Raw genomic sequence first — 12,518 nt, forward strand, 5'->3', positions numbered from 1 at the left:
GATTAAGGTGCCAAGGACACCCCTGAGCACGTGGCGGCCGCTCTGCTGACTCGGCAGCGCGCGCCTGCCCGCTCCGACTAGAGGACTTGGTGGATCTGTGGATCTGATGGAGTACCAGGCGAAGGAGCTCTTCGCCAAGCACGGTGTGACCACGACGCTCGGCGTCGTCGTCGAGACCCCCGAGGCCGCGCGATCCGCGGCCGAGGAGCTCGGCGGCGTGACGGTCATCAAGGCGCAGGTCAAGGCCGGCGGCCGCGGCAAGGCGGGTGGCGTGAAGCTCGCGAAGACCGCCGACGAGGCGTTCGAGCACGCGTCGAACATCCTCGGCATGGAGATCAAGGGCCTCCGGGTGAACCGGGTCCTGGTCACGCCGGCCACCCCGCCCGAGGAGGAGTACTACTTCTCGTTCCTGCTCGACCGCGCCAACCGCCGGTACCTCTGCATCGCGTCCGTCGAGGGCGGCGTGGAGATCGAGGAGGTCGCGAAGACCAACCCCGACGCCGTCAAGCAGATCCCGATCGACCCCGGCGCCGGCGTCGACGAGGCCAAGGCCCGCGAGATCGCCACCGAGGCGAACTTCCCCGAGCCGGTGTTCGAGCAGGCCGTGGCGATGATCCAGGCGCTCTACACCGTCTTCGTCGAGGAGGACGCCACGCTGGTCGAGGTCAACCCCCTCGCCCGGCTGGCCGACGACAAGCTCGAGGCCCTCGACGGCAAGGTGTCGCTCGACGACAACGCCTCCGAGGTCCGCCACCCCGACCACGAGCGCTTCGCCATCCGTGACGAGGAGGACCCGCTCGAGGCCCAGGCCAAGGACAAGGGCCTCAACTACGTCAAGCTCGACGGCGAGGTCGGGATCATCGGCAACGGCGCGGGCCTGGTCATGTCCACGCTCGACGTCGTGGCGTACGCCGGCGAGGCGCACGGCGGCGTGAAGCCGGCGAACTTCCTCGACATCGGCGGCGGCGCGAACGCCCAGGTGATGGCCGACGGCCTGCACGTCATCCTCGGCGACCCGCAGGTCAAGAGCGTGTTCGTGAACGTCTTCGGCGGCATCACCGCCTGCGACGAGGTCGCGAACGGCATCGTCGGCGCGCTGGACATCCTCGGCGACGAGGCCACCAAGCCGCTGGTCGTCCGCCTCGACGGCAACAACGTCGACGAGGGCCGCCGCATCCTCGACGAGGCGAACCACCCGCTGGTGACCATGGTCGACACGATGGACGGCGCGGCCGACAAGGCCGCCGAGCTCGCGAACGCGTAAGGACGACAAAACAGATGTCTATCTACCTCAACAAGGACTCCAAGATCATCGTCCAGGGCATGACGGGCGGCATGGGGTCCAAGCACACCACGCTGATGGTCGAGGCGGGCTCCAACATCGTGGGCGGCGTGAACGCCCGCAAGGCGGGCACCAGCGTCGAGCTGGGCGGCAAGGACCTGCCGGTCTACGGCACGGTCAAGGAGGCGATGGCCGAGACCGGTGCCGACGTCTCGGTCGTCTTCGTCCCGCCGGCGTTCACGAAGGACGCCTGCATCGAGGCCATCGACGCCGGCATCGGCCTGCTGGTCGTCATCACCGAGGGTGTGCCCGTGCAGGACACCGCCGAGGTGTGGTCCTACCTGCAGGGCAAGCAGACCCGGATGATCGGTCCGAACTGCCCCGGCATCATCACCCCGGAGGAGTCGCTCGCCGGGATCACGCCGGCGACGATCGCCGGCAAGGGCCCGGTCGGCCTGGTGTCGAAGTCGGGCACGCTGACCTACCAGATGATGTACGAGCTGCGCGACTACGGCTTCTCGACCGCGATCGGGATCGGCGGTGACCCGGTCATCGGGACCACGCACATCGACGCGCTCGAGGCGTTCGAGAACGACCCCGACACCAAGGCGATCGTGATGATCGGCGAGATCGGTGGGGACGCCGAGGAGCGCGCCGCGGCGTACATCAAGGAGCACGTGACGAAGCCGGTGGTCGGCTACGTCGCCGGCTTCACCGCCCCGGAGGGCAAGACGATGGGCCACGCCGGCGCGATCGTCTCCGGCTCGTCCGGCACCGCGCAGGCGAAGAAGGAGGCCCTCGAGGCCGTCGGCGTCAAGGTCGGCAAGACGCCGTCCGAGACCGCCCAGCTGATGCGGGACGTGCTGAAGAGCCTCTGAGGCACCGCTTCGAACGGCCCCGGACGCCCCGTCCGGGGCCGTTCGCCGTCCCGGGCGGGGCACGATGGCGTCATGTCCCTGACCACGCCCACGCTGGAGACCGCCCGGCTGCGCCTGCGGCCCGTCGCCGACGCGGACGCCGACGCCCTCTACGCGATGCACAGCAGCGCGCACGTGCTGCGCTACTGGGACTCCCCGCCGTGGGCCGACCCCTCGCGCGCCCAGCGCTTCATCGGGGCGTCGCGGCAGCTGGCCGAGGACGGGACCGGTGTCCGACTGGCCGTCGAGCGGGACGGCCGCTTCCTCGGCTGGTGCAGCCTGAGCCGCTGGAACCCCGACTACCGCAGCGCGGCGCTGGGCTACTGCCTCGCCGAGAAAGCCTGGGGCCGGGGCTACGCGACCGAGGCCGCGCGCGCCCTGCTCGACTGGGCGTTCGGCACCCTCGACCTGAACCGGGTGCAGGCCGAGACCGACACCCGCAACCTGGCCTCGGCGCGCGTCCTGGAGAAGCTCGGGTTCGTGCGCGAGGGCACGCTCCGCGAGGACTGCGTCGTGGACGGCGACGTGTCGGACTCGTGGGTGTACGGGCTGCTCCGGCGGGAGTGGGCCTAGCCCTGCTCCACGGGTCCTTGGGCCTTGTAGACCAGCGCCGCAGCAACGTCGATCAGCTTGACGTTGGTGTCCTGCGACAGGGCCGCCAGCACCTCGAACGCCGCCTCGGGAGTGCACCTGCGTTCGGCCATGACGATGCCCTTGGCCTGGTCGATGGTGGCCCGCGAGGTCAGGGCGCGCCGCAGGTTCATGATCTCCTCGGCCATCACCTGGTAGTCGGTGGCCGACCTGGCGAACGCCCGTGCCGCATCGGCGAACCGGCGGGCGTCGCCGTCGGTGAGCGGACCGTCCTGGATGATGTCGCGGTACCCCTCCATCACCCGGCGCAGGTCCTTCTCGAGCGGGGTGATGTCCTCGACCTGGTGCAGCAGCCCCACCACGCGGCCGTCGTCGAGGACCGGGATGTTCAGCGGACTCCAGTACCGCAGCATCCAGCGTCCGTCGACCGAGTCGAGGATGTCGTAGCGCTGCACGAGCATGTTGTGCGGGTGTCTCGAGCGGGCCACGTGCTCCAGGGAGCGGTTCAGGTTCGCCACCCCGTCGGCGTCAGAGTCGTCGGGGTTGTCGGGGAAGGCGTCGAACATGGGGACGTCGACCAGCTCGTCGGTCGACCGGGCCGTCGCCGCGAGGTAGGCGTCGTTCGCCGCCCGGATGACGAAGTCGGTGTCGAGCAGGACCGTCGGACGAGGCAGGGCCTGGAACACCGCGTCCGGGTGCAGCTCGTTCAGGTCCACCAGGCGACTCTACGTCGAGCGTCGAGACCCCGGCCCGGGGTCGGTCCCGCGCGAGACCGCGGGCGGTGAGGCCTCGCTCCACCGGCCGACAAACGACGAGGCACCGCCCCCCGAGAGGGACGGTGCCTCGTTCACGAGTGGGCCGCGGCTCACACTCCCCGGCCGCCGCGCACGCGGCCGAGGATGAACAGCACGAGCGCGATGATCGCCAGGATGATGAGGATGGTCCACAACATGGGGTAGCTCCGTTCGTTTGGGTGGTGCTGACCGTCCGTGCCCGCCCCGCCGGCCGCCCAAACCACGCTGCCCCGTCAGGCCATCGCGTCGGTGACCGTCTGGCTCTTCTCGAGCAGCATCGTGCTCAGCTGCTCGGCGCCCGCGGCGTCGAGCAGTTCGCCGTCGTTGACGACCAGCGTCTGCAGCACGGCCTGCCCGACCCGGACCACCTGGACGACCTCGTAGCCGATCCCGGGCTGCCCGTCGACCTCGACGTGCATCACCGCGGACGCCGCGTAGTCGCCGAGGTCGCCCGGGATGACCCGGTAGCGCTTGCTGACCTGCCCGGACGTGTCCTCGGGACAGTCGGCGAAGACCGCGAGCACGCCCTCGGCGTACGCCTGCGCCTCCGCGACCGACCCGAAGGTCATCAGGGTGCGCAGGTGTCCCTCGGCCGGCGTGCGGTGGCCGGCGTGGAACGCGTCGTCCGGCTCCGGGAGGCCGGAGGGGGCGACGCCGCACGCGCGCAGGTTGTTCTCCAGGTTGTACGGCGCGAGGTCGATCTCGTGGGCGGGTCCGTCCATGGCGCCCGCGCCGGTCGGCAGGCCCTTCTCGAGCGGGAAGTCGTCCGGGATGGCACCGGCCAGCCCCGAGGGCCGGTCGACCGCCTCGGAGGCGTCCGGCGATGCCGGTGCGCAACCCCCGACCGAGAACGTGCACATCTCGCCGACGATCGGCGCGGACCGGCCGACCAGGTTGTCGACCCCCTCCTGGCGGACGCCCTCGTCGCCGACGCCCATGGAGATCGCCGTGTCGACGAGCACGGCGTTGCCGACCCGCTGCGCCACGGTCACGATCCCCTCGCCGGTGAGGCCGGTGTCGTCGTGGAGGCCCTGGACCCAGGCCGACGCCTCGTCCGCGCCGCTCCTGCCCGAGTCGGCCGGGAACATCTCGTACTTCCAGCCCTCGTCGCTGTAGGTGCCCCGGCAGTAGCCGGGCGCGTCCCGGAACTGCTTCATCGCGGCCTCGGCCTGGCCGGCGTCGTCGAACACGACCAGGTGCCGGTCGTGGCCGCCCTCCGAGCCGGCGTTCTGCATCGAGGCGCTCAGCTGGTCGACGGGGCGTGGCTCGAAGTACCAGGCGACCCCGCAGACGAACTCGTCGACCACGGCGTCGCGCGAGGTGGTCACCGGCGACTGCGCGTCCCCCATGCCGGCCCCGAGGTCGAAGCCCGCGGGGATCGTCGTGGTCCAGCCGCCCGCCGGCTGCGTGGCGGGCGGCATCGGGGCCGGCTCGACGCTGCCGTGGCCGTGGCCGGCCAGGACCGCGAACGGCGTCGCGATGACCGCGACCACCGCGAGGGCCCCGGCCGCGACCAGCGCGCGGTGGCGCCGGCGGATGCGGTCGCCTCGGCGGCGTACGTCCCCGGGGGGGAGCGGCGTGGCGGTGGGCATGGTGAAGCCTTCGAGCTCTGCCAGAAAGTTCTGGTCTGCCGGATCAGGCATGGCTGAGTCCTTCCTCGTCCGCGAGCAGCGCGGCGAGGGCTGCGCGGCCGCGGCTGAGCCGGGCCTTGATGGTTCCTTCGGGGACGCCGACCTCGCGGGCGACGTCGTGCACGGGAAGGTCGGCGATGTGGTGCAGCACCAGCGCCTGCCGCTGCGCTTCGGGGAGCCGCTTGAGCGCGGCGACCAGCGCCACGTGGCTCTCGCTCGGTGCTGCCGCCTCGGTCGGCGCGCCCAGGGCGCGGTCGACCGGTCGCCGCCCGCGGACGGTGCGCCGCCAGCGGCTCACCGCCAGCCGGTACGCCGTCGTGCGGACCCAGGCCTCGGGGTGCTCGGCCCGGTCCAGCTTCCGTCGGTGTGCCCAGGCCCTGGCGAACGCCTCCTGGACGCACTCCTGCGCCTCGTCGCGGTTGCCGATCATGGCGTAGACCTGGGCGGTGATCCGCTGGAACGACGCGAGGTAGAAGTCGTCGAACTCGCGTTCGTCCATCGACCCTTCCCGTCTCGTGTGCGACTCAGCGGGGTGCTGAGTCGTGAGGGATACGCCTCACCCGCGCACACGGTTGCACGCCGATCGGGGAAATTCCGGGAGCCGTCAGCCCTTCGGGGCGGGCAGGGCGCCGAGCCGGGCCAGCGCCCGCTCCACGATGCCCACGAACGCGCCGGGGGCGAAGCCGACCTTCGGTGCCGGGACGAACCCGACCTGGGCGATCGAGGTGCCGTCGCGCACCACGCCCATCAGGTAGTCGACGGTCTTGTTCTCGCTGATCTCGGTGGTCACGTGCCAGACCGAGAGGTCCCGGCCCTTCGCGTCGACCTTCCTGACCGGCGTGACCTGGGTGCCCATGTGCTTGTCGGAGCACGTCGCGAGCGCGGTGCGGATCCGCTCGACGAACGCCGTCGCCTTCTTCTCGGGCAGCGAGCCGATGGTCTCGGTGAGGCCGAACTGGGCGGGCAGGCCGGCGCCGGGGACCAGGAACGTGCGGGTGACGCCGTTGCTGGTGGAGCCGAAGTCGGTGCGGTCGCAGGTGGTCGCGGCGGCGTTCGACCGCGCCTGGCGCGGCTCGGTGCCGACCCAGGGCTTCTCGACGCCCGCCACCGGCGGCAGGTCGACCTCGGCCAGCATCGCGGGCACCGTGGCCGCGGGCACGGGGGCCGTCTCCCGGAGCTTCGGGCCGAACGCGCACGAGCCGGCGCCCTGCAGGTTGCAGAGGCCCGAGACGGCGTCGGCGAGCAGCTGCGCGGCCTTCTGCCGGGCCGGGGTGGCGCCGACGGGGGTGCGGGTGAACGTGGTCGTGGTGAGCTCGCCGGTCCGGGCGACGCCCGCGATGAGCATGGAGCCCGGGCCGTCCCAGGAGCGGAGCACCAGGAGCATCGCCGCGTCGCCGACCCCGTCGACCCGGTGGGTGCTGATCAGCTGGGCCCGGTCGTCGTCGCAGCCGGCGAACCAGTCCAGCGCGGTGGTGTAGCCGCGCCGGGCGGCCTTCTCGGACCGCGAGGCCTGCGCCGTCTGCACCGCGGTCGCGGTCGAACCCGGCTTGCCGAGCTTCTTCGGCTCGAAGGTGCGGACGAGCGCGGCGGTGCCCCTCGGGTCCGCGTACCGGTCGTCCTGGCACGGCATCGCCAGGCCGTCGCCGGCGCTGTTGTCGTCGGTGGTGCCCTCGACCCAGGCTCGGCCGGGCGTGGCCCGCGACACCTGGTCGGCGGCGAGCAGCGCCTCCGCCGGCAGGTCCACCGGCTCGGGGGTGGGCTTCGGGCTCCTGCTGTGGGACTCGGCGGCGCTGACCCGCTCGCCGGTGAGCGTCGGACGCACGCCGGTCTCGTCGCTCACCAGCGTCCCGGTGACGACGAGGGCGGCGGCGGTGGCCGCGACGCCGATCACGGTGTGGGTACGCCGGCGGGTGGCGCCGGCGCGGCGCACGATGGTGGCGCGGGGCCAGCGGCCGGCGCCCTCGACGTACGCGCGCACCGGCTCGAACACCGACCGGATGCTGGTGGTCGGCACGTCGCGCGCGACCGCGAACTGTGCCGATGCGGTCTGCAGCTCGCGCTCGGTGTCGGTGCGGGGGAGGCCCACCTCGCGGGCGATCTCCGCCATCGACGCGCTGGTGAGCTCGGTGAGGAGGAGGACGCGGCGTTGGGGGAGGGGCAGCTTGCCCAGCGCGTCCAGGGTGGCCTTGATCTCGGGGTCCAGGCCCTTCTCGCGGTGCCAGAGCTTGGCGGTGTGCCGGCGTTGCGCGCGGGCGCAGGCGCGGACGCGAGTCCAGCCCTCGGGGTCCTCGAGCCGCGACACCTTGCGCCAGTGGTGCCAGGCGACGACGAACGCGTCGCGCACCGCCGCCCGGGAGGACGGGAGGTCGCCGGTCAGGCAGTACGTCAGCACCAGCAGCCGGTCGCGGACGTCCTTGTAGAACTGGTCGAACTCGTCGGGATCCCTCATCGCGCCGTCCACGGTAACGCGCCCGCGCCGCTCGGCCCGAAATACCGGGATCGTCGCCGGGCGGCGGCGATGATGGCAGCGCCATGACTTCGCTGCTCCCGGGTTCCTCGTCCGCGTTCTCGCAGGCCCGGTACGACGCACGCCACCGCCGGCCGCTCGTCCTCGTCGCCGTCCTCGGCGGCGCCGCCGCCGCCCTGGCGACCCTCCTGGTGTGCCTGGCGCTCGGGGTCGTGGGCTGGTTCCTAGCCGACGCGGGCGCGCACGGGGCCCCGCGCGACGGGCTCCGCGTGGGAGCGCTCGGGTGGCTGCTGGCCCACGGCTCCGGGCTGCACGTGCAGGGCGTGGCGGTGACCGTCGTCCCGCTCGGCCTGACCGCGCTCGCCGCCTGGTCGGTGTGGCAGCTGGGCCACCGGGTCGGCGACTCGGTCTCCGGACACGGGCCCGACGCCGAGCGGATCGCCGACGGCGAGCGGGACTGGACGGTCGCGACCGCGACCCTCTGCTTCACCGCCGGGTACGCCGCCGTGGCGATCGTCACGCTCCGGCTGGCCGCGACTCCGGAGACCGCCCCCTCCCTCGCGCGGGTGCTGCTGTGGTCGATGCTGCTCTGCCTGACCTTCGGGCTGGCCGCGATCGCGATCGGCTCGGGCCGGGCCGCGATCTGGGCCGCGCTGCTGCCGCCATCGGCCCGCGCCGCCGGCGCCACCTGCCTGCGCGTGCTCGGCGCCTACCTGGCGGTCGCGGCGGTCGCGTTCGCGGCGGCCCTGGTCGTCGACTTCGGCACCGCGATCAACGTGATGTCGCGGCTGCACACCGGCGCCGGCGACGCGGCCGTCTACACCGCGTTGACCGCGACGGTCGTGCCGAACGCCACGCTCTTCTCGGCCAGCTACTTGCTCGGCCCCGGGTTCGCGGTCGGCGCGGGCACCCTGGTCTCGCCGACGCTCGTCCAGATCGGCGCGCTCCCCATGTTCCCGCTGCTGGCCGCGCTGCCCGACAACGGCCCCACGCCGGCCTGGACGGCGTACCTGGTCGGGCTCGCCCCGGTCGTCGCCGCGCTGGCGGCGGCCCGGTCGCAGCGCCGCAACCCCACCCTGCGGTGGGAGGAGGGCGCGCTGCGCGGCTGCGCGGGCGGCGTCCTGGCCGGCGTGCTGCTCGGCATCCTCGCGGCGGTGTCCGGCGGGGCGGTCGGTCCGGGCCGGATGCGGGTGCTCGGGCCGGAGTCGCTCGACGTGATGGTGCACGCGATCACCGCGTTCGGGATCGGCGGGCTCGTCGGCGGCGTTCTCATGACCTGGTGGCAGCGTCGGGCCGCGAAGAGGGCTTCCCTAGACTCCGTGGGGTGACCGCCCGCCTCGTCGTCCTGGTGTCGGGATCGGGGACCAACCTCCAGGCCCTGCTCGACGCGTGCGACGACCCGTCGTACGGCGCGCGGGTGGTGGCCGTGGGCGCCGACCGCGACGACATCGAGGGGCTGGCGCGCGCCGACCGCGCGGGCATCCCGACGTTCGTCAAGCAGGTCGGGCAGTTCACCACCCGCGAGCACTGGGACCGCGCGCTCGCGGACACGGTCGCGGGCTTCGAGCCCGACCTGGTCGTGCTCGCCGGCTTCATGAAGCTCGTGGGCGCGGAGTTCCTGGACCGGTTCGGCGGCCGGGTCGTCAACACCCACCCCGCCCTCTCGCCGGCGTTCCCCGGCATGCGCGGCCCCGCCGACGCGCTGGCCTACGGGGTCAAGGTCACCGGCTGCACCCTCTTCGTCGTCGACGCGGGCGTCGACACCGGCCCGATCGTCGCGCAGCAGGCGGTCCCGGTCGAGGACGACGACACCGTCGAGACGCTGCACGAGCGGATCAAGGTCGCCGAGCGCCGGATGCTCGTCGACGCCGTGGGCCGGATGGCCCGCGACGGCTTCACGATCAACGACAGGAAGGTCCGGTTCGGACGATGACCACTCTCGACCAGGTCCCGATCAGGCGGGCGCTCGTCTCCGTCTACGACAAGTCCGGGCTGGAGGAGCTGGTCCGCGGCCTGCACGAGGCCGGGGTCACGCTGGTCTCGACCGGCGGCTCCGCCGCCCTGATCGAGGGCCTCGGCATCCCGGTCACCAAGGTCGAGGACCTGACCGGCTTCCCCGAGTGCCTCGACGGCCGGGTGAAGACCCTGCACCCGAAGGTGCACGCCGGGATCCTCGCCGACCGGCGCCTCGACTCCCACGTGCAGCAGCTCGCCGACCTCGGCGTCGAGCCGTTCGACCTGGTCGTCTCCAACCTCTACCCGTTCCGCGAGACGGTCGCCTCCGGCGCCACGCCCGACGAGTGCGTCGAGCAGATCGACATCGGCGGCCCGTCGATGGTCCGCGCCGCGGCCAAGAACCACCCCTCGGTCGCGATCGTCACCTCCCCGGCGCGGTACGGCGAGGTGCTCGCGGCGGTCGCCGCCGGCGGCTTCACCCTCGCGCAGCGGCAGCGGCTGGCCGCGGAGGCGTTCACCCACACCGCGTCGTACGACGTGGCGGTGGCCTCGTGGATGGGCAGCGTCCTCACCGACACCTCCGAGGGCACCGGCTTCCCGGCCTGGGTGGGTGCGACCTGGGAGAAGGCCGCCGTGCTCCGGTACGGCGAGAACCCGCACCAGCCGGCCGCGCTCTACCGCTCTGAGTCGGCGCCGGGCGGGGGCGGCCTGGCCGGCGCCGAGCAGCTGCACGGCAAGGAGATGTCGTACAACAACTACGTCGACACCGACGCCGCGCGCCGCGCCGCCAACGACTTCGCCGAGCCCGCCGTCGCGATCATCAAGCACGCCAACCCCTGCGGCATCGCGGTCGGCGCCGACGTGGCCGAGGCGCACCGCCGCGCGCACGCCTGCGACCCGGTGTCGGCGTTCGGCGGCGTGATCGCCGTGAACCGGCCGGTCTCGGTGGAGATGGCCCGGCAGGTGGCCGAGGTGTTCACCGAGGTGATCGTCGCCCCGGCGTACGAGGAGGGCGCGGTCGAGGTCCTGCAGGGCAAGAAGAACATCCGGATCCTGGTCTGCCCCGTCGACGAGCACCCGGAGGCCGTGGAGTTCCGCAGGATCAGCGGCGGCGTGCTGCTGCAGCACGTCGACCACGTGGACGCCGAGGGCGACGATCCGTCGACGTGGACGCTCGCCACCGGCGAGGCCGCCTCACCCGAGGTGCTGGCCGACCTGGCGTTCGCGTGGAAGGCCTGCCGTTACGTGAAGTCCAACGCGATCCTGCTCGCCAAGGACGGCGCCTCGGTCGGCGTCGGCATGGGCCAGGTCAACCGGGTCGACTCCTGCCGGCTCGCCGTCGAGCGGGCGGGGGAGCGGGCGCGGGGCTCGGTCGCGGCCTCCGACGCGTTCTTCCCGTTCGAGGACGGCCCGCAGGTGCTCATCGACGGCGGCGTCGCGGCGATCGTGCAGCCCGGCGGCTCGGTCCGCGACGAGCTGACGATCGAGGCCTGCAAGGCCGCCGGCGTCACGATGTACTTCACCGGCACCCGCCATTTCGCGCACTGATCGAGGACGCGTCGGCGGACTCGATGATGGTGGTCGAGCGAGCGCGGCGACTGAGCTTGCGAAGTCGCCAGGCGCGTGTCGAGACCCCGCGAGATGAAAGTGAATCGCAAGCCAGACAGGATGGGTACGTGACTGCACAGAAGCTGGACGGCACCGCCACGCTGAAGGCCATCAAGGCCGACCTGACGGAGCGGGTGGCGAAGCTCCGCGAGCAGGGGGTCGTCCCCGGCCTCGGCACCGTCCTGGTGGGAGACGACCCGGGCTCGCACTGGTACGTCTCCGCCAAGCACAAGGACTGCGCGGAGATCGGCATCGCCTCGATCCGCGTGGACCTGCCGGCCACCGCGACCCAGGCGGAGGTGGAGTCGGAGATCGACCGGCTCAACGACGACCCCGCCTGCACCGGCTTCATCGTCCAGCAGCCGACCGGGCTCGACGAGTTCCGGCTGCTGTCGCGCGTCGACCCGGCCAAGGACGTCGACGGGCTGCACCCCACGAACCTGGGCAAGCTGGTGCTCGGCGAGTCCGGTCCGCTGCCCTGCACGCCGATCGGGTGCATCGAGCTGCTGCGCCGCCACGGCGTCGAGCTGAACGGCGCGGAGGTCGTCGTGATCGGCCGCGGCATCACCGTCGGCCGACCGATGGGCCTGCTGCTCACCCGTCGCAGCGAGAATTCCACGGTCACGCTGTGCCACACCGGCACCCGCGACCTCGCCGCCCACACCCGCACCGCCGACGTGATCGTGGCCGCGGCCGGGGTGCCTGGCATCGTGTCCGGCGACATGGTCAAGCCCGGCGCCGCGGTCCTCGACGTGGGCGTCTCCCGGGTCGACGGCAAGATCGCCGGCGACGTCGCCGACGACGTGTGGGAGGTCGCGGGCTGGGTCTCGCCGAACCCCGGCGGCGTCGGCCCGATGACCCGCGCGATGCTGCTCTCGAACATCGTCCTCGCGGCCGAGCAGTCGGTGGCGTGACCGAGGAGGAGCCCGAGCCGCTCCCGGCCGAGCCCCCGGTCGAGGAGGACGGACGCCGCTACCCGTCGACCATCGGCGGGGCGTTCTACCTCGTCGTGCTCGCCGTGGTGGCGGTCTCGGTGGGGATCGTGACGACCGGCAGCTGGCGCCTGGGCGTGCGCTGGTTCGGCGGCGCGCTGGTCTTCGCCGCGCTGGTGCGGGCGGTGCTGCCGGCCAAGGACGCCGGCATGCTCGCCGTACGGCGGCGCTGGTGGGACTGCTTCCTGCTGGCCGGGACGGGGATCGCGCTCATCCTCCTGGCGGGCTCGATCCCCGACCAGCCCCTGTAGATGCCGAGTCGGCGCCACTGCAGGTCCCA

At 72.8% G+C, this 12,518-nt stretch carries 13 protein-coding genes; 8 read left to right on the forward strand and 5 right to left on the reverse strand.

The window, feature by feature from the left end:
* The first annotated feature begins 97 nt into the window (after positions 1-97).
* The 3 genes from sucC (at position 98) to ABD086_RS06070 (ending at position 2,772) form a co-directional block, all read left to right on the forward strand.
* Entirely contained in the window at positions 98-1,264 is a 1,167-nt protein-coding gene (gene sucC / locus ABD086_RS06060) for an ADP-forming succinate--CoA ligase subunit beta (protein WP_343906572.1), read from the forward strand.
* Between the two features lie 14 nt (positions 1,265-1,278).
* A complete protein-coding gene (gene sucD / locus ABD086_RS06065; RefSeq protein ID WP_343906574.1) occupies positions 1,279-2,160 on the forward strand; it encodes a succinate--CoA ligase subunit alpha in 882 nt (293 codons plus the stop codon).
* 72 nt (positions 2,161-2,232) lie between these two features.
* Positions 2,233-2,772 (forward strand): GNAT family N-acetyltransferase, encoded by a 540-nt coding sequence (locus tag ABD086_RS06070; RefSeq protein WP_343906576.1) that lies wholly within the window; start codon positions 2,233-2,235, stop codon positions 2,770-2,772.
* Here ABD086_RS06070 and ABD086_RS06075 read toward each other — a convergent pair.
* From ABD086_RS06075 to ABD086_RS06095, 5 genes are all read right to left on the reverse strand, one after another.
* Entirely contained in the window at positions 2,769-3,506 is a 738-nt protein-coding gene (locus ABD086_RS06075; protein WP_343906578.1) for an ANTAR domain-containing protein, read from the reverse strand. The two genes, ABD086_RS06070 and ABD086_RS06075, sit on opposite strands and share 4 nt — an antisense overlap.
* Positions 3,507-3,655: 149 nt before the next feature.
* Complete coding sequence (locus ABD086_RS06080) at positions 3,656-3,808, reverse strand: hypothetical protein (protein WP_343906580.1); 153 nt, start codon at positions 3,806-3,808, stop codon at positions 3,656-3,658.
* A gap of 9 nt (positions 3,809-3,817) precedes the next feature.
* Positions 3,818-5,227 carry a hypothetical protein gene (locus ABD086_RS06085; protein WP_343906582.1) on the reverse strand — a complete coding sequence of 470 codons (1,410 nt, stop codon included), beginning with the start codon at positions 5,225-5,227 and terminating at the stop codon, positions 3,818-3,820.
* Positions 5,220-5,714, reverse strand: coding sequence for a sigma-70 family RNA polymerase sigma factor (locus tag ABD086_RS06090; RefSeq protein WP_343906584.1), 495 nt, complete (start codon positions 5,712-5,714; stop codon positions 5,220-5,222). The genes ABD086_RS06085 and ABD086_RS06090 overlap by 8 nt, the downstream gene beginning before the upstream one ends.
* Before the next feature lie 105 nt (positions 5,715-5,819).
* A complete protein-coding gene (locus tag ABD086_RS06095) occupies positions 5,820-7,664 on the reverse strand; it encodes a SigE family RNA polymerase sigma factor (RefSeq protein WP_343906585.1) in 1,845 nt (614 codons plus the stop codon).
* Positions 7,665-7,747: 83 nt separating this feature from the next.
* Between ABD086_RS06095 and ABD086_RS06100 the strand changes: the two genes are divergently transcribed.
* The 5 genes from ABD086_RS06100 (at position 7,748) to ABD086_RS06120 (ending at position 12,489) form a co-directional block, all read left to right on the forward strand.
* Entirely contained in the window at positions 7,748-9,010 is a 1,263-nt protein-coding gene (locus ABD086_RS06100; RefSeq protein WP_343906587.1) for a cell division protein PerM, read from the forward strand.
* Positions 9,007-9,615 (forward strand): phosphoribosylglycinamide formyltransferase, encoded by a 609-nt coding sequence (purN, locus tag ABD086_RS06105; RefSeq protein WP_343906588.1) that lies wholly within the window; start codon positions 9,007-9,009, stop codon positions 9,613-9,615. The genes ABD086_RS06100 and purN overlap by 4 nt, the downstream gene beginning before the upstream one ends.
* Positions 9,612-11,186 (forward strand): bifunctional phosphoribosylaminoimidazolecarboxamide formyltransferase/IMP cyclohydrolase, encoded by a 1,575-nt coding sequence (gene purH, locus ABD086_RS06110; RefSeq protein ID WP_343906589.1) that lies wholly within the window; start codon positions 9,612-9,614, stop codon positions 11,184-11,186. The genes purN and purH overlap by 4 nt, the downstream gene beginning before the upstream one ends.
* Before the next feature lie 128 nt (positions 11,187-11,314).
* On the forward strand, positions 11,315-12,160 hold the full coding sequence (locus tag ABD086_RS06115) for a bifunctional methylenetetrahydrofolate dehydrogenase/methenyltetrahydrofolate cyclohydrolase (protein ID WP_343906590.1): 846 nt from the start codon (positions 11,315-11,317) through the stop codon (positions 12,158-12,160).
* On the forward strand, positions 12,157-12,489 hold the full coding sequence (locus tag ABD086_RS06120; protein WP_343906591.1) for a DUF3017 domain-containing protein: 333 nt from the start codon (positions 12,157-12,159) through the stop codon (positions 12,487-12,489). Before ABD086_RS06115 ends, ABD086_RS06120 begins: the two co-directional genes overlap by 4 nt.
* The last annotated feature ends 29 nt before the right edge of the window (positions 12,490-12,518 follow it).

The sequence above is a fragment of the Nocardioides aquiterrae genome (assembly GCF_039526625.1).
GTDB lineage: Bacteria > Actinomycetota > Actinomycetes > Propionibacteriales > Nocardioidaceae > Nocardioides > Nocardioides aquiterrae.